Origin of the sequence: Dyadobacter sp. CY345, assembly GCF_021502725.1 — a bacterium.
Classification (GTDB): domain Bacteria; phylum Bacteroidota; class Bacteroidia; order Cytophagales; family Spirosomataceae; genus Dyadobacter.
In genome coordinates, this window is sequence record NZ_JAKFFS010000003.1 from 572,791 (window position 1) to 594,589 (window position 21,799).

A 21,799-nucleotide genomic window follows, 5' to 3' on the forward strand; every position below is an offset into this window, starting at 1 on the left:
AGTTAGCAAATTATAAGAACTCACGAAAGTTGAGTTTAAAACGAGGTTTGTATTTTTGTCAAATGAACATGGATATAAAGTGGATGCAGCGGGCTTTGCAACTCGCCGAATATGGACGGGGAAGTGTCAGCCCAAACCCGATGGTTGGTTGCGTAATCGTATGTAATGATGAAATTATTGGTGAGGGCTGGCATAGGAATTATGGCGGCCCGCATGCAGAAGTGCGTGCTGTGGAAGATGTTGAAAAAAGAAATAACGGACATTTGTTTTCCGAAGCAACGGCATACGTTACGTTGGAACCTTGTTCGCATACAGGAAAAACTCCGCCTTGTGCAGATTTGCTGGTGGATAAAGGAATAAAAAAAGTAGTTGTTTGCAACGGAGATCCTAATCCGCTGGTATCAGGAAGAGGTATCTGGCGATTGCAGGATGCTGGTATTGAGGTTGTTCAGGAGGTTCTTGCAGAGGAAGGTAAGAATTTAAATAAAAGATTTTTTACAAGTATTCTGGAAAAACGTCCTTATGTTATTTTAAAATGGGCTGAAACTGCTGATGGATATATCGCGTATGAAAATGGTAGTCCGGTAAAAATAAGTGGTGAATTGTCAGGTGTTAATGTGCATAAATGGCGGTCGGAAGAAGATGCGATTCTCGTGGGTTATAATACCGCTTTGAATGATAATCCAAAATTAAATGTCCGTCAGTGGGAGGGTCGAAATCCGGTTCGAATCGTATTAGATCGAAACCTTACGCTTCCTAATACCTTAAATTTATTTGATAGCTCTCAGAAAACTTTTGTAGTAAATTATTTGAAACAAACTGACGCGGAGAATTTTTCAGGACGGTATGCGGATCATGGCAATACTTCTCACATAAAAATAAATCCTGGTATTGACGAGATTAATCAGCTTTTGCACGAGCTTTTTAAAAGAGGGATTCAATCGGTGCTGGTTGAGGGAGGAGCTCAGGTTTTGGGATCTTTTATGAAAGTTGGATTGTGGGATGAAATAAGGCGGTGCCAGAGTTTGAAAAAAATAGGCAGCGGCATCAAAGCACCGCTGCCACAAGGAATTTTTACAGGTTCAGAACAAATCGAGCACGATCTTTGGAGTTTTTATTCGAGGGTTTAAACACTCCACATTTCCTCTTCTGAGTTCCAGATATCCCAGGATTTTTCCGCCTGCATTTCCAGCATTTTCAAACCATTATGAACCGCCGCGCCCTGGTCAAATCCTTTTTTCATGAATAAAGTTGTGGTCGGATTGTAAACCAAATCGTACAGGCAATGACCTTTTGTTATCCACGGATAAGGAATCTCTGGACAAGCGTCAACGTTAGGATGCGTGCCAAGTGGCGTTGTGTTAATAATCAGGAGGTGGCTTTCCATGATCTCCTGCGTGAGATCTTCGTATAAAAGCGAATCGCTGCTTTTCTGGCGGGATACTATTTTGTATTCTGTCTTCATATCTTCAAGAGCTGTTTTAACCGCTTGTGCAGCCCCGCCATTACCCAAAACCAAGGCTTTGAAGTTACAGCAAGCTTCTCCGCGACGATCCATCCACTCGGATATGGATTGACGAAAACCGTAATAATCTGTGTTAAAACCTTTCGTACTTCCGTCGGCAAAAACTTTAATCGTATTTACGGCACCGATGCGCTCCGCAGAGGCATCGTCCAGATCGTCCAGGTATTTTATGACTTCCTGTTTATATGGAATTGTCACGTTGAGCCCTTTCAAATCAGGGTGTTTTTTTAATAATTGAGGAAGATCTTCCAGCGACTGCATTTCAAACAAGTCGTAGCCGCAATTATGTATTTTCTCACGAACAAATTTTTCGGTGAAATAGCGCTTCGAAAAAGAATGCGTAAGGGGATAACCTATCAGGCCGTATAAGTTCATACTATTTAAATGATGTTCACAGCCTGAATTAATAGCAAGACAGTGAAGTGGGAAACGAGTAGTTGCTCCAACGAAATAAGGTTAGAGGCAACGAAGTTAATTGACTCTTTTTTCATTAACAAAAAATTGAAATATCGTAGCCGTTAGTGACTTGTAGAATAATTGAATGTTATTCAAACTAGTTAAGAAAATTTGTAGAAGAGATTAAGCTATATTTTTTGTGATATAAAATGATTTTCTATGATTAAGCTATATTTTTCATTATAATTAGAAGTAATTCTCTATTATTGATGTAAAGTACTTCTACCCAGCTATCATATGAAATTGAAAAATCTCTACTTATTTGTCACACTTTTTGCAATTTGTTCGACTACTACTCTTGGGCAGCACAGAATTTTTTTACGTGAAGGATCTTTCACTCCGGAGGGTAATGTCTCTCCCTTGAAAATTGAAGAACTTAATCGAAAGCTCAGGTCGTTGAACCGTAAATCGTTTGTTGTCATTCAATTCGAAAATACTCCAGGCGAGGCAGAAAAGAAACAACTTAGCAGTGACGGGATCCAATTATTGGATTACATTCCCGATAACGCCTATACCGCAACGGTAAGCAATGCCTTGAACGCTGGTTCTTTGAAAAACGCGAAGGTAAGGTCTGTCATCCAGCTGAGTGTTAACCAGAAATTGCACGCTGCGTTAGCCAATGGCAAATTTCCATTGTATGCTGTAAAAACTCCCGGCATGGTGGACGTTTGGATTAGCTTTCCTAAAACTTTTTCATTTGAGGAAATCAGTGAGGAATTACGTAATAAAAATTTCCCGATCACCGCTGAGACTTTTAAAGCTTATGGTGTGCTTGAATTGCGTATACCGGTGACACGTATTGCTGAATTGGCTACGTTTCCTTTTATCCAATACGTACAACCTATCCCGGCTCCGGATCAGGCTTTTAATGATCATAGTGAGGAAAATTCCAGAGCAAATGTGCTAAGTTCATCGGTTTCCGGAAATCGTAATTTACATGGTGAAGGCGTTGTCGTTGGTATTGGAGACAACGCGAATCCGATGCTGCATATCGATTTTAACAATCGTGTCATTAACCGTTTTGCATCAGAAACAAGTGAGTCGCATGGACTGCATGTGATGGGAACGATGGCAGGCGCCGGGGTTATCGATGAGCGCTACAAAGGGTATGCACCAAAAGCCAAAATTATTGTACATCACTTTTCTAATTTACTGGTTAATCTACCGAATTATGTAAAAGACTATGGGATGGTGGTGACAAACAATTCCTATGGGAACGATGTGACAAGCTGCACTTCTTTCGGTTCCTATGATTTGTATTCGCAGATTCTGGATCAGCAGGCATTTGACATGCCCTTTCTGGAAAATGTTTTTGCCGTTGGAAACAGCGGCGCAGTGCCGTGCAGCCCATTTCCTGCCGGATTCGGGACATCCTTAGGAGGATATCAGGCTTCAAAAAATATAATTTCAGTAGGAAACACACAAATGGACGGACAGATTTCGGTTTATTCCAGCAGAGGTCCGGCTAAGGATGGAAGAATAAAGCCAGAGATTGTTGTGCAAGGAACTACCATCAGATCGACTACTCCTGTGAATAATTATGGATTAGGATCAGGGACCAGTATGGCCGCTCCGGCAGTTTCAGGGAGTCTGGCGCTTTTATATCAGCAATACAGAAAACTGAATGGTGGAGCAAATCCTAAAAATGCGCTTATGAAGGCCTTGATCTGCAATAGCGGTATGGATAAAGGAAATGCCGGGCCAGATTTTAAGTATGGTTATGGTTGGCTGAATCTTGTCCGTTCAGTTAAAATGTTGGAAAGCGGAAGTTATATCAATGGGACGGTGTCAAATAAGGCATCTAAAAATCACACCATCGCGATTCCGGAAAATACTGCGCAGCTGAAAGTGATGTTGTACTGGAATGACCCTGCAGCAGCGATTCAGGCAAGCCAGACGTTGGTAAATGACCTGGATTTGGAATTACTCAATCCTTCTCAGGCAAAAATCCTACCGAAAATTCTGGATGCAGCTCCGTTAAATGTTGATAATCCTGCAACAACTGGTGCGGATCATATCAATAATATCGAACAGGTTGTTATTGATAGTCCGGTAGCGGGTAGTTATAATATTGTAATAAAAGGCACTGCAATCAACAAAAATCCGGAGCAGGAGTATTTTGTAGTATACGATGCAATTCCTGTTGAAACGACAATTACATATCCAATCGGAACTGAGAAAGTGCAGCAGGGAGATGTGATTAACGTTAGCTGGGATTCTTTTGGAAATGATGCAAACGGATTTACCATTCAATATTCGACAGATAACGGCGGTTCCTGGACCGATATCAATGGATCGGTAGCGGCAAATCTTCGCCAATTGAGCTGGACAATTCCGAACATTACCACCTCTCAAGCGCGAGTTAAAATTTCCCAGAATGGAACTGGAAATGTGAGCATAAGTGAACCATTTACCATATTGGGAGTTCCTAACGTAACACTTTCTCCGGTGCAATGTGAAGGATATGCAGGCATTCAATGGGATGCCGTTGCTGGCGCTACGGACTATGAAGTGATGATGCTGCAAGGAGAGGAAATGGTTTCCGTTGCTACAACTACTTCAACAAACTATAATTTAACCGGCTTGTCGAAAGACCTGACATACTGGATAACTGTGCGTGCAAGATTGAATGGTAATCCAGGTCGACGGGCTACTGCTTTGTCAAGAAAACCGGACAATGGAAATTGCAGCGGAACAATATCCGATAATGACTTTAAGGTTGATGCCATAGTTTCTCCTGCCTCTTCCGGAAGGAAATTTACGGGAACTGAGTTGTCTGCCTCCTCAGCGATCAAGGTGAGAATTAAAAATCTTGACGATGTCAGTTCTTCCGGAAATTTTACGGTCAGGTATTTTATTAATGATGTTTTAAAAGGGGAAGAAACAGTTGGCACATCAATTCCAGGTGGAGGTACACATGAAGTTACTTTTTCATCACTTGCAGATCTGTCAGAAGTCAGATCATATACTGTGAAAGTTGAAGTTGATAAACCCGGTGACGTCGTTGCTGCAAACAATAGTATTACATCAGTCTTCAAACAGCTGGGTAATAATCCTGTTGCGATGCCATTTTTGGACGATATGGAATCACTTCCAAAGCAAGAATTTCTCGGAAACCAGACTGGTCTTGATGCGTCTGACCGATATGACTTTTCGAGTAATACTGCTTTCGGCCGCATCAGGACTTTTGCCAGTTCCGGAGCGGCTGGCTCGGGTGAGCGCGCACTGATCCTGGATGCGGACAGATACATTGAAAATGGGAATACCAATTTTTTAGTAGCAACCTTTAATCTTTCCGCATTTAACGCAGGAAACGATGATATCAGGTTAAACTTCAGATATAAAAATCATGGGCAGTCCAGCAATTCCGATAACCGTGTCTGGATCCGGGGAAAAGACAGCGATCCGTGGATTGAAGTTTATAATCTTTACTCAAATCAAAACGGAGTTACGGGCTCCTATAAGTTGACTTCGGATATAGAGATTAGTAAAATCTTAAATGCTAACGCTAAAAATTTCTCGTCGAGTTTTCAGGTTCGTTTTGGTCAGTATGGAAAAGTCATGGTAGCCGATTCTTACAGCGGAGCTGGTTACAGTTTTGATGATATCAGGTTGACTGCAATTGCAAATGACGTGCAGGCCGTAAGCTTAACCAGCCCTGCGCTATCAGGATGCGGAATAGGAAGTGCTGAAATTGTGAGCGTGGTAGTACGTAACAATTCGCCCTCCGCGCTTACCAACATTCCTGTAAAATTTCAGGTTGACAACGGAGCGGTTTTTGCTGAAAACATCGCATTGATTGGAGGAAATGCCACCAGTGAATATACCTTCCAGGCCAGAGCAGATCTGTCTGTGCCTGGAACGCATACGTTAAAGGTGTGGGTTGATCTGCCCTCTGATTCAAATCTTTCGAACAATACTCTTACCGCAGAAATTTTCAATTCGCCCCTGATTTCTTCTTTTCCTTACCTGGAAAATTTTGAAAACGGAACCAGCTTCTGGTATAGCAGCGGTACTAACAATTCCTGGAGATTTGGAACGCCGAATGCAACCAAAATAAACAGGGCCGCGAGTGGCAGTAAAGCCTGGAAAACCAGTTTGACTGGAAAGTATAACGCCAATGAGGTGTCGTATTTATATTCGCCATGTTTTGATTTACGCGAAATGCTGGTGCCGACGATCAGTTTTAATGTGGCGCTGGATATTGAAGATTGCGGAAGAAATATTTGCGACATCGCGTATATGGAATACTCAACGGACGGGTCAGCATGGAGGCGTTTGGGAGCGAACGGCCAGGGAACAAACTGGTATAATAAATCCAACGCCAACGACAACGGATGGAGCGCGCAGGATTATACCCGCTGGCATGTGGCCACGATGGCATTACCGGCTGGTAGCGCCAGCATTCGTCTACGGTTTGTACTGCGGACTGACGAAACCGAAATGCGCGAAGGGATTGCTATTGATGATATTCACGTGTACGATAACCGGAACGGGATTTATGACGGCAACAGCATGTCAGCCGCTGCTCAGGGTTCTGACGCCGGGAAGCAATGGACAAATTATACAAACAACGGCGCGTTGGTAGCGTCTCTTTACAATAATAACCAGGATCTGGGAAATACGGATGTACGTATTTATGTCAATTCTGGTGCTGTTCGTAATACCAATGGACAATATTATTTAAACCGAAATGCGACTATAAAACCAGCCAATTATAATTTTGCGGACTCAGTAACCGTTCGTTTGTTTTTCCTGGATTCTGATGTTGAAAGGCTCATTGCTGCCACTGGCTGTGGTTCTTGTGCAAAGCCTTCGTCCGTGGCGGAACTGGGCATTTCCAAGTATAGCGACGCAAATGATGTCAACGAAGATGGAACTGTGGTGAATAATAGTACAACAGGCTGGCTATTCATTCCTGCTGATAAGACGAAAAAGGTGCCGTTTGATAAGGGGTATTATGCTGAATTTAAAGTGAAAAACTTATCGGAATTCTGGCTTAGCAGGGATGCAATGGGTGCCGCAACACCTCTTCCTGTTGAACTTCTGAGTTTTACGGCCAAAAGAAAAGAGGGCACGGAAGCTTCTCCTGATGTTATAACGGAATGGGTAACAACATCCGAGGTCAATTTTAGTCATTTTGAACTCGAAGTTGCCAAAGGTAATGATGCTTTAAAACGAGGTCAGTTTAATAAAATTGGCGAGATATTGGCAGATGGCAGCACGGGTAAAGGCCAGCGTTATTCTTTTATCGATTATGAAAAGGACAAAACGGATATCCGTTACTATCGTCTTAAAATGGTAGATAAAGATGAAACGTTCGAATATTCCATGATTCGCCCGGTTGAAATCCGTGATAAAACAGACTGGCAGATTTATCCGAACCCATCGAAAGATGTGTTCAACGTAGTATACCAGGCAAATGCAGGCGAAGAGGTACAGGTTAATGTTATAGACCTGACCGGAAAAACATCAGTTAAGGGGAAATTCCCAGGTTCGGGATCAGTTCAGAAATATCAGATCGATCTCGGTGGTGCTATTTTCGCGCCTGGCTTGTATATGGTTGAAGTGGTTGCAGGAAGCAGGAGAGAGATTTTTCGACTGGTTAAACTTTAAAGCAGTTGAACAAAAAAATCAGGAAGTCTACACTGTTATGACTGTGTGGACTTCCTGATTTTTTGATTATAATAATCTTGAAAATTTAGCAACTTCCTGGTCGACTTTCAGATCAATCATTAAATACTTTTGATAAATTTAGGAGCTCTCCTTTTTTTCGAAAACTGTTCGTAAGCGTATGCGATTGTAATTAATTTTCCTTCGTCATAAGCTCTCCCCAAAAAGGATAACCCAACCGGAATTTCACTAACAAATCCCATCGGCACAGTCACAGATGGATAACCGGCCAATGCTGCCGGTCCATAAGATCCGTAGCCTGTTCCGAAATCACCGTTGACGGGATCAATGCACCACGACGGTCCGGTTGCTGGTCCACAAAGGGCGTCTAGGTTTTGTTCGGTCAACAAATCATCGATCATTTTTCTGACGCCGGTTACTTTGGCATAAGCTTCCAGATATCCCGGACTTTTCAAATCACCTCTTTTTTGAGAGCTTTCCAGGAGTTCCTGTTGAAAAATCGGCATCGCCCTTGCAGCGTTATCGTTATTAAATCTGATCAGTTCTTCCAAAGATTTTACTTTACCATTTGCCTTGCTTAGATAAGCATTTAATCCATCCTTGAATTCATATTCGAGCACTTCGCCAGTGGCGCTGCCCAGACTTCTAAATTTTATAAATTCCACCTCGACAATTGTTGCACCTTTACTTTTCAACACCTCAATGGCATCCTTAAACAGTATATCGATTCCCTCATGTTTTTTAAGAAAACCTTTTTCGATACCAATTCTCTTGCCGGTTAATCCGTCTGCTTTAAGAAAAGCGGTATAATCAGAAAGTGATTTCCCCTGGCTCGCTGACGTCGCTGCATCATCAGTATCGACGCCTGTCATGGCCCCTAATAATAACGTTGCATCTTTTACAGTTCTGCCCATTGGTCCGGCAGTATCCTGCGTTTTCGAAATGGGGATAATACCTGTTCTGCTTACAAGACCGACCGTAGGTTTTATTCCAACAACATTATTCATCGAAGCTGGACAAGCGATAGAGCCGTTTGTTTCAGTACCAACCGACACTGCGCACAAGTTAGCCGCCACTGAAACGCCCGATCCCGAACTCGATCCGCAAGGCGAGCGATCAAGCACATACGGATTTCTGGTTTGTCCGCCGCGGCTGCTCCATCCGCTCGAAGACCTGGTCGAACGGAAATTTGCCCATTCACTCATGTTGGTTTTTCCAAGAATTACGACGCCCGCTTTTCGTAATTGTTTTACTACAAAAGAATCGGTTTTTGCGATATTGCCTTCCATAGCAATGGAGCCGGCTGTCGTCTGCATTTTGTCAGCAGTATCAATATTGTCTTTGATCAGGATCGGAATTCCGTGTAAAGGTCCACGGATTTTACCCGCAGCCCGTTCTTTGTCGAGTTCTGCGGCAATTTTTAGAGCGTCCGGGTTAAGCTCAATAATAGAATTAATAAGAGGTCCTTTTTTATCAATTTCACTGATGCGGTCGAGGTATAATTTCACAATTTGCTGTGAACTCGTCCCGCCGCTTTTCATCATTTTCTGCAAGTCGTCGATACTTAACTCATCCAGTTTAAAACCATTTTCCAGTTTAGAAAGACCATTTTCGGATTTTATATTAAAACCCAATGCTGAAATTCCGAATAATGATAAACCCGCCAATGATCCTGTATGAATAAATTTTCTGCGATGCATAAGTTGTTAGTAATATGAGTGATGCTAAATATAACTTTACAGCGCGGATTATTCATGAAACTTGCAACAAAAAATCTTTGTATTTCGAAGATGTAATCAGTGAATTTCGGCTTACAGCACAAGTGCTTTACAAACCCTACAAAATCATCACCCTATGAAATACCTGCTATCAGCTTTTTTGCTTTTTTTTAGTTTATATACCTCTGCACAAATTTCCCGTACAAAGCAGGTCGCTTTAATTTTGGATACGGATATTGGTCCGGATTATGACGACGTAGGTGCGATGGCCGTTATGCATGCATTGGCTGACAGGGGCGAGGTAAGGCCGCTGGCGGTTATTGCCAGCAATAAAAATGCGCTGGTTGCGCCAACAATCGAAATCATGAATAATTATTTTGGCCGCCCGGACTTGCCGATTGCTGCGCCGAAAGGAAAAGCTCCGGATATGGGAGCGTCTCAAAAATGGCCGGAAATTTTGTTGCAGAAATATCCTCATAAAATTAAGTCAACCGAGGAAGTTCCGGATGCGGTTCAGACTTACAGGAAAGTTCTGGCTGCACAGCCGGATCAGAGTGTAACGATCGTAACCATCGGTTTTTTGACCAATCTTTCCAATTTGCTGGAATCCGGACCTGACGAAATATCTAAATTGTCCGGAATGGATCTGATCAAAAGAAAAGTAAAAGAAGTTGTTTCCATGGCGGGAGGATTTCCTAAGGGACGCGAGTTTAATGTTTTGATTGATTCAGTTGCTTCGGAAAATGTGTTCACAAATTGGCCGACACAAATAACTTTCAGTGGTTTTGAAATTGGAAATGGTATCAAAACAGGTTTGAAAGTTATCGCAAATAAAAATCTTGAAAGTCCGGTTAAAGATGTTTACGCTTTGGCCATGCCTTTGAGTAAAGATGATCAGGAGGGACGAATGAGTTGGGATCAGACGGCCGTGTTGGTAGCGGTTCGTGGTGCTCAACATTATTTTGATTTAAAACGGGGAAAAATAATTATTAATGGAGGTAATAATCAGTGGCGCGATGATCCTATGGGGCAACATGCCTATTTGACGGAGGAAATGTCTTTCAAAGATTTATCCATGATTATCGAAACGCTGATGATGCATATGAGCGAAGATAAATGATATCTCCTTTCTTTAAATGGTATGTTTTGACCATCTTGCAGTACTATAAATACAGATAGTCAGGATGTTTTTATTTCTTGAAAACAACTTCGAAAACTCTTAAAAAATCCAATTATTGTTCCTGATGAAGAAATCCTTTTTATTATTAATTGCCTCGTTTTTTGTGCTTGCGGCATGCAGTCCTTCCGGCAAATTTTCGAAAGAAGAAGCGCAGAAGATTGGTGTTTCCTGGAAACTGATTACCAATTTCACAGAAGTTGACGGTACGTTTAAGGCAAAATTTACACTGAAAAATGGCGGCGATGTCGCATTAAACGACAAAAACTGGACCTTGTTTTTTAATATGTCGCCACGTCCGATCCAGGCTAATAAATCTCCTGAGCCTGCGAAGGTTGAACATATCAACGGAGATTGGTATAAGTTGGTGCCGGAAAAGGATTTCAAGCTGAATGCTGGTGATTCAATCACGATTAATTACTTCGGAACAAGTGGCGTGATCAAAGAAACTGATGCGCCGCTTGGGTTATATTTTGTGTTTTATGATGAAGAAGGTAAGGAGAAAGATATCGTTCAGGTAGCAGATTATACAATCGAGCCTTTTACAACAAAAGAGCAGATCTTACGTGGAAAAGGAGATCTGGAAGCTATTCAAACGGCTGAATTGCGATATAAACAAAATCTGGTTATGTCGCCGATTGATTCTGGTCAGTTGCAGAAGATTATTCCTGCACCCGTAAAAATTACGAACAGCCCCGGGACTTTCACACTTAACACTGAAACTGCTATTTACTACGAAACAGGACTGGAAGGTGAAGCGAAATATCTTAGTGAAAATTTAAAAACGGTTACTGGAAAAGCATATCAGGCAAAAAGTGGTTTACCGGAAGCAGCAACTGCAAATAGTATTATCCTGAAATCAGGCAAAGTCCAGGTCAACGGTGTTTCCAAAGAGGCATATACGCTTGGCATAAATGGAAACGGAGTTACAATTACCGGAAGTGATGCAGCAGGCGTATTTTATGGTGTGCAAAGTCTGATGGCACTTGTTCCGCTCGAAGCATTTCAAAAACCAGCGGCGGTAATTTCATTAGGTTTTACACAAATTGAAGATGCGCCAAGATTTTATTTCCGTGGTTTACATCTGGATGTGGCCAGAAATTTCCAGACCAAGGAATCTGTAAAACGCATCATTGATTTACTTGCTACGTATAAAATTAACCAGCTATTGTTTTACACCGCAGAAGACGAAGGCTGGCGTGTCGAAATTGATGGTTTGCCGGAATTGACGACAGTAGGAGCACAGCGCGAGCATACCAGCAATATGAATAATTCGGTTTTGCATCCTTCCTATGGATCCGGTCCGATCGCTAACGATGAAGGAAAGTTTGGCGCTGGATATTATACTAAGGCAGATTTTATTGAAATTCTGAAATATGCGAAGGAAAGACATGTCAACGTGATTCCTGAACTGAATTTCCCCGGTCACGCGCGTGCTGCGATCAAATCAATGGAAGCGCGTTATGATCGTTTGATGAAGGAAGGAAAAGAAAAAGAAGCGAATGAATATCGATTGATTGATCCTGACGACAAATCCGTATATATTTCTGCACAGGGATATAAGGACAATGTGGTCAGTGTAGCACGTGAATCTACCTATCATTTCTTTGAAAAAGTGGTAGATGAAATGGCGAAAATGTACAAGGAGGCAGGCCTGACGATGGATACTTTTCATACCGGCGGCGACGAGGTTGCGGACGGGGTTTGGGAAAAATCACCTATGGCAGCAAAATTGCTGAAAGAAAATCCTGAAATAAAAAGTGCTAAAAATCTTCAATCTTATTTCGTCCGCAGACTGGTGCCAAGACTGGAAAAACGTAACCTGAAAATCCATGGCTGGGAAGAAGTCGCCCTGACAAAAACTTCGGAGGGGAAATACCTGCCAAACCCGGAATTTATCGGAAAACAAGTTGTGCCTTATATTTGGAACAACGTATTTGATGTGGATTTGGGTAACAGGATGGCCAATGCAGGTTATCAGGTTATTCTTTGCAACGTCACGAATTTGTATTTTGATATGTCCTACAATAATGATCCGAAAGAACCGGGTCTTTATTGGGGAGGATTTGTGAATACCTGGGACAACTGGGCTTTCGCGCCGTTTGATATGTTTAAGACCACTTATACCACCGCGATGGGAAAACCGATGGTCGAGGAATTTGTAGGAAAGGAAAAATTAAAACCGGAAGCACGGAAAAATATTCTCGGTCTGGAAGCTGAGCTCTGGAGTGAAACGGTTAAGGGGCGTGATATGATGGAATATATGATCCTCCCAAAACTTTTCGGTTTCGCGGAAAGTGCCTGGTCACCGCAAAGAAGCTGGGAAACAATTGAAGACAAAACCGCAAGAGAAAAATCGATCGCCGCTGGCTGGAATATATTTGCAAATTCTATCGCGCAGAAAGAAATTCCAAGATTGAGTTATCTTAACGGCGGTTACAACTACCGGCTTCCATTACCTGGTGCCATTGTTGAAAATGGTATGCTGAAAGCCAATGTTGATATGCCGGGACTAACGATTCGTTACACAACAGACGGCTCGGAACCGACCGCTCAATCTGCGTTATACGCCAATCCGGTAAAAGTTTCAGGTACTATCAAATTGAAAACTTTTGATAAAGCTGGAAAATCAAGCCGGACGAGTATCGTAGAAGCTAAGTAATCCTTAAAACGATTTAATTAAAGATCGAAGATTTGAATTGTTAACACCTGGCGAGCACAGTTTCGGGCTCGCCAGGAAATACAAATTTTGTTTTGATAAAAAGCGCCCGATGAAATTATGATCCTGTAAAAGTTGCTTTTGGGAATTCGCTGATTAACGAATCATTCTAGATATATCCCGCCCTCCAAACCCTCTCATGAAGCGAAACATTTTTATCGTAATCCTGATATTACTGATCTTTTTTGTAATATCCTTTTTGACCAATATTCTCGGTCCGATTATCCCTGACATTGTCCAAAGTTTTGATCTTAGCATCGGCTTGGCTGGGTTTCTTCCTTTTGCATTTTTTGTTGCCTATGGCGTTATGTCCATTCCAGCTGGATTGATGGTAGAGAAATATGGTGAAAAAACGGTTTTGTTAATCGCATTTTTTCTTGCTTTCGCGGGTGCTTTGCTTTTTGCTGTAAATCCCGGATTTAAGATTGCCCTGCTGTCTTTATTTTTGATAGGCGTAGGAATGGCCATGTTGCAGGTTGTAATAAACCCGTTGCTGAGGGTTGCAGGAGGGGAGGAGAAATTTGCCTTTAATTCGGTACTCGCCCAATTATTTTTCGGAGCGGCGTCATTTATGAGCCCGCTGCTGTATAGTTATCTCGTATTAAATGTCCATTCCAAACAATCCGGGTTTTTAATTGAAACACTCAACAAACTGGTACCCCAAAACTTGAAATGGGTTTCTTTGTACTGGGTGTTTGCTGTTATCTCAATCCTGATGGTAGTCGTCATTGCCTTGGTAAAATTTCCAAAAGTGGAATTAAAAGAAGACGAAAGAATTGATGTAGGCAGAGCGTTCAAAGAACTTTCTGTAAACCGATCAGTTTGGTTATTTTTTCTGGGAATTTTCGCGTACGTAGGAACCGAGCAAGGGATAGCCAATTGGATTTCAAAGTTTCTTCAAACTTATCACAACGTAGATCCTGCTACAACAGGAGCCTCCGTGATCTCATATTTTTGGGGTTTGCTCACGATCGGTTGCTTCCTCGGTCTTATACTTTTAAAATTGATCGATAGCAAAAAAGTACTTCTCGTTTTCACGCTGGGTGCTATCGTTTCATTATTACTGGCATTATTCGGATCGAAAGAAATAAGCTTATATGCTTTTCCGCTGACCGGTTTTTTCGCATCCGTTATGTATTCGGTCATTTTTTCTCTTGCGCTGAATTCGGTACCAAACCATCATGGAACATTTTCAGGAATTCTTTGTGCGGGTATTGCCGGAGGTGCAGTCGTGCCTTTGATTATTGGCGGTTTAGGAGAATTATTTGGTCTGAAATTAGCGATGTTATTCCTTTTGGTAACGCTGGGTTATATTCTGAGTATTGGTATGTGGGCCAAACCGCTGGTCAATAATGATACGGTGAAAAATCTCAAAGAATTGTTTGCCTGACAATCTATTTACCCTTCTAATTTCTCCCAACTTTATCATGGCCCGGTTAGATACGTATAAAATAATTTTACTAATCGATTTTGCCGAAGAATATAGTAAGGCGCTTCTTAAAGGAATTGCTAAATATTCCAGAGAACACGGGCCGTGGATATTTTGCCGTATGCCATTGTTCCATCGTGAAACGGTCGGTATTGAAGGAATCCTGAAGTGGGCATTAGAATGGGGTGCGGACGGAATTATCGGACAGTTTTATAATGATCCTAATATTGGAAAAATCATAAATGCAGGTATACCAGTGATCGCGCAGGATTTTAAAAAACGTTTTGATGAAATACCAAATATTACCGGCGCACACCGTGAGGCAGGAGAAATGGGTGCGGATTATTTTTTAAAAAAGGGTTTCAAGAATTTCGCCTTTTACGGCTTTAAAGATATCGTCTGGTCGCAGGAAAGGGCGGAAGGCTTTGAGGATCGCGTCACGCAGGCAGGGTATAAAGTGCATTATTTTGAACATAAAATGGCGCGTCAATCTGAGTTATGGTATTACCGCCCGGCTTCCATAGGGAAATGGTTGAAGTCGCTGCCCAAACCCATTGCTCTGATGGCCTGTGACGATAATCAGGGACAGCACATTACCGAAGCCTGCCGGCTTTATGGTATCCGGATACCGGAAGAAATGGCGGTTTTAGGCGTTGATAATGACGAAATGATCTGCGAATTTTCGGATCCTCCTTTATCAAGTATTAGTCAGGATGCTGAAAAGGGAGGATATGATGCAGCCCGATTATTGGATCACCTGATTAAAAATGGGATGTATGATTTCCATGACATTATAGTTAAGCCAACGCAGGTGATCACCAGGCATTCGACAGACATTTATGCTACCAATGATGATCATATCGCAACTTCGCTAAAATATATTCATCAAAATATTGATAAAAATCTGCATGTAGACGAAGTTGTAAAACAGGTGCCTTTGTCGAGAAGAGCACTCGAAAAGCGTTTTCTTGAAGTGATGGGTTATCCGATTTACAAATACATTTATAATCTTCGGATTGAAAAATTCACGCAGAAATTACTAGATACCGATATGTCCGTTTTTGAAATTGCTCTGGATATGGGTTTGTCGGATAGTAAAAATATTGCCCGTCAGTTTCGGCAGGTTAAAGGATGTAGTCCAAGTGAATATCGAAATCAGCATTTGGCGGGTAAGTAATTTTGACACAATAAAAGTGATCATGTATAAAAATAGGAGTCAGGATTTAGTCTGACTCCTATTTTTATATTGAAAAACAATTATAACGATACCAAAGATCTTACCAGATTACTACTCTTGAAGCTTCCGGTAAAACCATTTTATTCCCAGCGCCACAGCTCCACGCATCCTGAAATTCTTTCAAATGTGGAAGCGGACCGTTGATACGATCTTTTGCTGGTGCGTGCGGATCCGTTTGTACCTGGTTACGCAAAGCTTCATCCGTTGTATTCATATGCCAAACCTGCGCCCAACCCAGGAAGAAACGTTGCTTCCAGTTGAAGCCGTCTATCGGTGCTGGTTCAGGTTTTCCTTTTAGTGACTTTTCCAAAGCGTAATAAGCCAGGGTTAATCCTCCCAAATCCGCAACATTTTCTCCGATTGTCAATGCTCCGTTGATTTTGAAACCTGGCAATGCTTCTATTCCGCTGAAATAATCGATGTATTTTTTGGTCAGCTTGTCAAAATTGGCACGGTCTGCGGCAGTCCACCAGTTTTTAAGGTTTCCTTCTTCATCGAACTGCGAACCCTGATCATCGAATCCGTGGGTAAACTCATGGCCGATTACAGCAATGATCCCTCCGTAATTAATAGCATCATCAGCATTACGGTTGTAGAAAGGAGGCTGTAAAATACCTGCCGGGAATACGACTTCATTGTTCAGCGGATTATAATAAGCATTCACCGTTTGAGGTGTCATATGCCATTCGCTTTTGTCCACCGGCTTACCGATTTTTTTGACATTTTCTTCATTCTGGAACAAAGAAGCAGCAATGACGTTTTCAAATAATTTGTCACCTTCAATTTTAATCGAAGAATAATCTTTCCACTTGTCAGGATAACCGATCTTATATGTGAAAGCTTTCAATTTCTTATGTGCTCTTGCCTTTGTCGAGTCGCTCATCCAGGTAAGTTTGTCGATTCTTTCACCATAAACTGTGCGCACGTTTTCGATCATTTCAGACACTTTTTTCTTGTCGTCTTCCGGGAAATATTTTTTAGAGAAAAGTTTTCCCAACGGCATACCCAGCAAACCGTCCGTCGAGCGAATTGCTCTTTCTACACGTGCTCGTTGTTGTTTTGTTCCGCGCATAACGGTACTGAAAAAGCGAAAGTCTTCTTGATCAAAACTTTTTGGCAGGTAACCTGCAAAAGTTGAAAGAAGCTGCCAGCGGGTATAAAGTTTTAATGTTGCAAGCGGTGTAGCTTTAAGCAACGCATTCATATTTTTAACATACGCAACATTCTGAACAATGATGGTATCTGTTTTGATATCCTGTTTGTCTGCAAATGTTTTCAGGTCAAAGTCAGGAGCAAGTTTTGTGAAATCAGCAAACGATGTCTTGTTATACGTTTTATTAGGATCACGCAGCTCAACATTTGTTAGTTGAAGTTTCGCAAGTTTTGTTTCAAAATCCAAAACCGTTTTTCCTGGATTCGCATCTTTAAAGTTTGCAAAACCAAACATGTTATCCACATGTTTTACAAACTCATTCCGAACTTTAACCGTGCTCGAATCTGTCCGTTCATAATAACTTTTTTCACCAAGGCTCAAACCATCCTGCCCTTCGTAGAGAGCATTCATTTTGCTGTTTTTCAAATCGCCTTCAACGCCGAAACCAATAACACTCGAAACGCCGACTTTCTGTAATTCACCTGCTACGGAAGCAAGATCTTTAAGCGACTGAACCAATTCTATTTTGTCCAGATATGGTTTTAACGGTTCAATACCCCGTTTTTCAACGGTTGTGGTATCCAAAAACGATTTGTAATAATCAGCGATCTGCTGTTCATCACTACCATTTTTACGGTCTTTCAGATTCGTGATTTCTTCGATAATTCCTTTTAGACGAACTTCTTTGTTTTCTTTATCTAAAATTCCAAATGCGCCCCAGCGACTTTCTGTGCCTGGAATCGGGTTTTTCTTTTTCCATCCACCATTGGCATAGCTGTCAAAATCGTCGCATGCTTTGGATGTAGAATCGAGTGAACTTAAATCGAAGCCTGGTACTTTTTCTGCGGAGGAGGTACTCTCTTTTTCGCTGTTGCAGGAGGTGATCACAACAACGGATGCCATCAGGGACCACTTTAAAAAAGCTGATTTCATATGTGATGTTATTGGTTTGGTGTTCTAGATAAACAAATGTAATTATTTAGGCAAATATGTTTGGCAACTTAGTGACGATCGGTTGAGCAAAATATTTGCAAGAATAAAAAGAGCCAACTTCCAAAAGTTGACTCTTCTTTGAAACTTAAACGTTCGATCAGAAATTTTAAGCCGACAGCCGACAGCCGACAGCCGACAGCCGACAGCTAACTACTGAATTCCACCCATCCAGTTTTTAACAGGTTTCCAGAATATCAATAATAATACTCCAAAGCCCATAGAGAACAATGTTACTTGCTGGAACAGGGCGGGCATTTGTTGTAAATTTTCTTCATCAAAACCGCCTGCAAACAAACCAGCGATAAGATTTCCAAGTGATGCAGCTACAAACCAGATTCCCATTAACTGACTTACATAGCGTTTGGGAGCCAGTTTAGTATAAGAACTAAGCCCAACCGGACTGAGACAAAGCTCACCAATGGTGTGAACCAGGTATGTAAATGTCAGGAATAATGGAGAAGCAAGTTCTCCGGTCACCGCGACATTTGATGCCATTTGCATGATGAAAAAACCGGTTCCGACCAAGATGAGCGCGATCGCAAATTTGACAGGTGTAGCAGGGTTATAGCCTTTTGTAGATAAGAAAATCCATAAACTTGCCATAACCGGAGCGAAAATCAGAATGAAGGTTCCATTGAAATTTTGGAACCAGCTCGAAGGCATTTCCCAGCCGCCAAAGGTACGCTGCGTGTAACGTTCAGCAAAGATTTGGAGGGACGATCCGGCTTGTTCGAAACCAGACCAGAATATGGCAGCGGCCAGGAAGAAAACGATCAGAACATAAATTCTTTTCTTTTCAACGGGCGTCAGTCCGCCAGCTACCAAAATATAAATGAAGTAAAAAAGAGATACAGTAACAATAATAATCCCGGCTCCCTGAGCAAGCCCCTGGGCCGTGGTCATATCGATGAGACCTTGTAATTGTAGAACCGATAGGAATAAGACCAGCGCTGCAACAAGACCATATCCGAGTTTTCTTTCCGAACCTGACTTAGCTACGGATTCCGGCGTACTAATTTTCGCAGGTGGAACTTCACCGTATCCTTGCAGGTATTTTTTACTTCCAAAATGAAACACGATTAATCCTAGTAACATACCAATTGCTGCTGCGCCGAAGCCCATATGCCAGTTAATTTTCTGGCCAAGAAATCCAACAATTGTGATACCTAAAACAGAACCGAGGTTAATCCCCATATAGAAAATGGAAAAAGCTGCGTCACGTCTGGCTCCGCCTTCCGGGTATAATTCACCGACAATCGAGCTGATATTCGCTTTCAATAATCCTGTTCCAATGGCCACTGTGACCAATCCTATGAAAAATGTTGAGGTTCCGCCTGGAATTGCCAGAATGATATGGCCAAGCATAATGACAATCCCGCCATACCAGATTGCTTTTTTTTGTCCAAGAATATTATCGGCCAGCCAGCCACCTGGAAGGGTCAAAAGATAAACGGATGACGTATAAAGTCCATAGACCGCAGCAGCTTCCGCAGCTTCCAATCCCATACCTCCTCTCACGTTATCAAGAAGGAAAAGCAGAAGAATGGCCCGCATACCATAAAAACTGAAACGCTCCCACATTTCAGCAAAAAACAAAACATACAGACCGCGAGGGTGCTTCTGGGATACTGTTGAAGTCATAAGAGCAAAAAGAAGTAGTTTATTTGGCAATAACGTTCTGCCAGATGATTTTAATGGTGCAAGATAACGCAATATGCCTGAATTTGAAATAATTCTTTGTTTAAACAATTATTTCATTTCTTATCTTTTCACATTATTCTTTTCTCATTTTAATATTATTCTTGATACAAAAAAAGCCGGATAATCAGGCATATACCTGATTATCCGGCTTGGAATCTGAGAATTCTATCTATCGTTTATTTCACTGAAAAAGATCCTTCTCCAACTTTAAATCCTTCTGCATACAATTCAATTGAATATGTGCCAGACTTGAATGGACTATTTTTGTCATAAAGAATACTTACATCCTGATTGTTATTGCTGTAAGTAACATCCTGGCTGATCGTGTAACCTTGTTCCTGTCCTTCGTACTGGAACTTGCCTGAACCCGTGGCATCGTCGGATATCGTCGCACCGCTTGGATCAATTACCCGCAAATAAATGGTCTTATTATCATTCTGCGTAAGTGGATTTTTCTCCAGAATAAAGTCGACACGCACTTTATCAATTCTTTTCGCCTTTACGTTTTCACCCTCACGAATTTTTCCTTTTGATGAGATGGCATATACTTTCACACTGCGAGCTCGTAAGGCCGCAGCCATCGTCACCTTGGATTCAAGTTCTGCGTTTTTCGTAACTACACCAGTAAGAGAGTCCGTCACCGCTTGTTTGCTTGTTTCAAGCTCGGCTTTTTCTTGCGTCAATGTTTCTGTTTTGCTGATCAGCTGTTGGTTTTCTTCACGAAGCTGTGCGATTTCTTGATCCTTTTGAGTCAGGAAGCTTTCATACTCCTTGATCTTATTTCCTAATGTGATTGTGCCTCTGCGAAGTGCTGCGCGGTCTTTAACCAAATCAGCTTTTGCTTTTTCAAGTTCTTCGATGTTACCGCCAAGCCCTTTTACTTCTATAATTTTAGCATCCAATTGTTTGGCGATTGAGTCGAGTTTGATCTCGTTCATGGCCAGTTCATTCACTCTTACTTCTAAATCGGTTTCTTGTTTTGTTGTAATGCCGCGCTCCTGATAATAAAGATATCCAAAAACGGCTGCCACAACAGTCATGATAATTAATCCTATTACCAGGCCAGTATTATTCTTATTCTCCATAACAGTTAATTTAGGTTAAACTTAATCTTGTTTATGTCACATTAAAGAACTGTGCCATGCTATACGTTTTTAAATTTTGGAGTAATAAAATCGAAAAACCCGTTTAAGTTGTACACTTAAACGGGTTTTTATAGTGATGGGAACATATTAGCACAGACAGAATGCCGAATAATTCCTCAGTTAATAATCTCCACCAGCACCTCCACCGCCAAAACTTCCACCTCCAAAGCCTCCGAAACCGCCGCCATCTCCACCTCCAAAACCACCGCCGCCCCAGTTACCTGATGAGCTTCCACCGCTCGAATGCGTAGTATATGGCCAGAAGATCGGTCCCATTCCACCTCCGGCACTGCGGTATCCACCACCTCCGCCTCCTCCACCTCTGTTTCGGGCGATAATAACTATGATGATAATAAAAACGACAATTACGATGGCTATTGATGACATACCTCCGCCACCGCCGTCTTCTTCTTTTGGATCCGCTTTATATTCTCCGGTCGCATATTTAAAAATCACATCGACGCCCTTATTAAGGCCGCGATAGTACATTCCGTTTTTAAAATCCGGTGTAATTTCCTGTGTGATAATTCGCTTTGCAATGGCATCGGGGATTGCTCCTTCCATACCATAACCTGTGCTGATATATACCTTTCTGTCCGTAGAAGCCCAAAGGATAACAATACCATTATTTTTAGCTTTCCCACCAACACCCCATTCTCTGCCAAGTTTTAGTGCATAATCAGCGATTGGATATTCGCCAGTTGTTGGCACAACCACGATGACAATTTGTGTGGATGTTGAGTCGTTGTACGCAACCAGTTTTTTTTCAAGTGCACTGACTTCGGTCGGGTTCAGCTGTTTTGCAAAATCATTCACCAGCCTGGGCGGATTAGGCTTCGCCGGTATATCCTGAGCCGCGACACGACAAAGGATCAGTAAGAACAACCAGGAAAAAATAATGTATTTTTTCAT

At 41.9% G+C, this 21,799-nt stretch carries 12 protein-coding genes; 6 read left to right on the forward strand and 6 right to left on the reverse strand.

Annotated elements, in window-relative coordinates; translation table 11 throughout:
• The first annotated feature begins 68 nt into the window (after window positions 1-68).
• Window positions 69-1,130 carry a bifunctional diaminohydroxyphosphoribosylaminopyrimidine deaminase/5-amino-6-(5-phosphoribosylamino)uracil reductase RibD gene (gene ribD, locus L0657_RS16255; RefSeq protein ID WP_310588290.1) on the forward strand — a complete coding sequence of 354 codons (1,062 nt, stop codon included), beginning with the start codon at window positions 69-71 and terminating at the stop codon, window positions 1,128-1,130.
• Here the strand turns inward: ribD and L0657_RS16260 are convergent.
• Window positions 1,127-1,900 (reverse strand): shikimate dehydrogenase, encoded by a 774-nt coding sequence (locus L0657_RS16260; RefSeq protein ID WP_235151837.1) that lies wholly within the window; start codon window positions 1,898-1,900, stop codon window positions 1,127-1,129. The two genes, ribD and L0657_RS16260, sit on opposite strands and share 4 nt — an antisense overlap.
• A 318-nt stretch (window positions 1,901-2,218) precedes the next feature.
• Here L0657_RS16260 and L0657_RS16265 point away from each other — a divergent pair, with 318 nt between their 5' ends.
• Complete coding sequence (locus tag L0657_RS16265; RefSeq protein WP_235151838.1) at window positions 2,219-7,597, forward strand: S8 family serine peptidase; 5,379 nt, start codon at window positions 2,219-2,221, stop codon at window positions 7,595-7,597.
• 119 nt (window positions 7,598-7,716) lie between these two features.
• Here L0657_RS16265 and L0657_RS16270 read toward each other — a convergent pair whose 3' ends face one another.
• Window positions 7,717-9,315, reverse strand: a complete 1,599-nt coding sequence (locus L0657_RS16270; protein ID WP_235151839.1) for an amidase — start codon at window positions 9,313-9,315, stop codon at window positions 7,717-7,719.
• Between the two features lie 154 nt (window positions 9,316-9,469).
• Between L0657_RS16270 and L0657_RS16275 the strand changes: the two genes are divergently transcribed.
• From L0657_RS16275 to L0657_RS16290, 4 genes are all read left to right on the forward strand, one after another.
• Window positions 9,470-10,453: a nucleoside hydrolase gene (locus L0657_RS16275; RefSeq protein WP_235151840.1), complete on the forward strand. Its 984-nt coding sequence runs from the start codon at window positions 9,470-9,472 to the stop codon at window positions 10,451-10,453.
• A 124-nt stretch (window positions 10,454-10,577) separates the two neighbouring features.
• Window positions 10,578-13,172, forward strand: coding sequence for a family 20 glycosylhydrolase (locus tag L0657_RS16280; RefSeq protein ID WP_235151841.1), 2,595 nt, complete (start codon window positions 10,578-10,580; stop codon window positions 13,170-13,172).
• Between the two features lie 196 nt (window positions 13,173-13,368).
• Entirely contained in the window at window positions 13,369-14,619 is a 1,251-nt protein-coding gene (locus L0657_RS16285) for a sugar MFS transporter (protein ID WP_235151842.1), read from the forward strand.
• Window positions 14,620-14,656: 37 nt separating this feature from the next.
• Window positions 14,657-15,835 (forward strand): DNA-binding transcriptional regulator, encoded by a 1,179-nt coding sequence (locus L0657_RS16290; protein WP_235151843.1) that lies wholly within the window; start codon window positions 14,657-14,659, stop codon window positions 15,833-15,835.
• Between the two features lie 100 nt (window positions 15,836-15,935).
• Here L0657_RS16290 and L0657_RS16295 read toward each other — a convergent pair whose 3' ends face one another.
• The 4 genes from L0657_RS16295 to L0657_RS16310 form a co-directional block, all read right to left on the reverse strand.
• On the reverse strand, window positions 15,936-17,981 hold the full coding sequence (locus L0657_RS16295) for a M13 family metallopeptidase (protein ID WP_235151844.1): 2,046 nt from the start codon (window positions 17,979-17,981) through the stop codon (window positions 15,936-15,938).
• Between the two features lie 210 nt (window positions 17,982-18,191).
• On the reverse strand, window positions 18,192-19,682 hold the full coding sequence (locus L0657_RS16300) for a peptide MFS transporter (RefSeq protein WP_235151845.1): 1,491 nt from the start codon (window positions 19,680-19,682) through the stop codon (window positions 18,192-18,194).
• A gap of 236 nt (window positions 19,683-19,918) precedes the next feature.
• Window positions 19,919-20,827 carry a hypothetical protein gene (locus L0657_RS16305; RefSeq protein WP_235151846.1) on the reverse strand — a complete coding sequence of 303 codons (909 nt, stop codon included), beginning with the start codon at window positions 20,825-20,827 and terminating at the stop codon, window positions 19,919-19,921.
• A 180-nt stretch (window positions 20,828-21,007) separates the two neighbouring features.
• Window positions 21,008-21,799: a YgcG family protein gene (locus tag L0657_RS16310; protein WP_235151847.1), complete on the reverse strand. Its 792-nt coding sequence runs from the start codon at window positions 21,797-21,799 to the stop codon at window positions 21,008-21,010.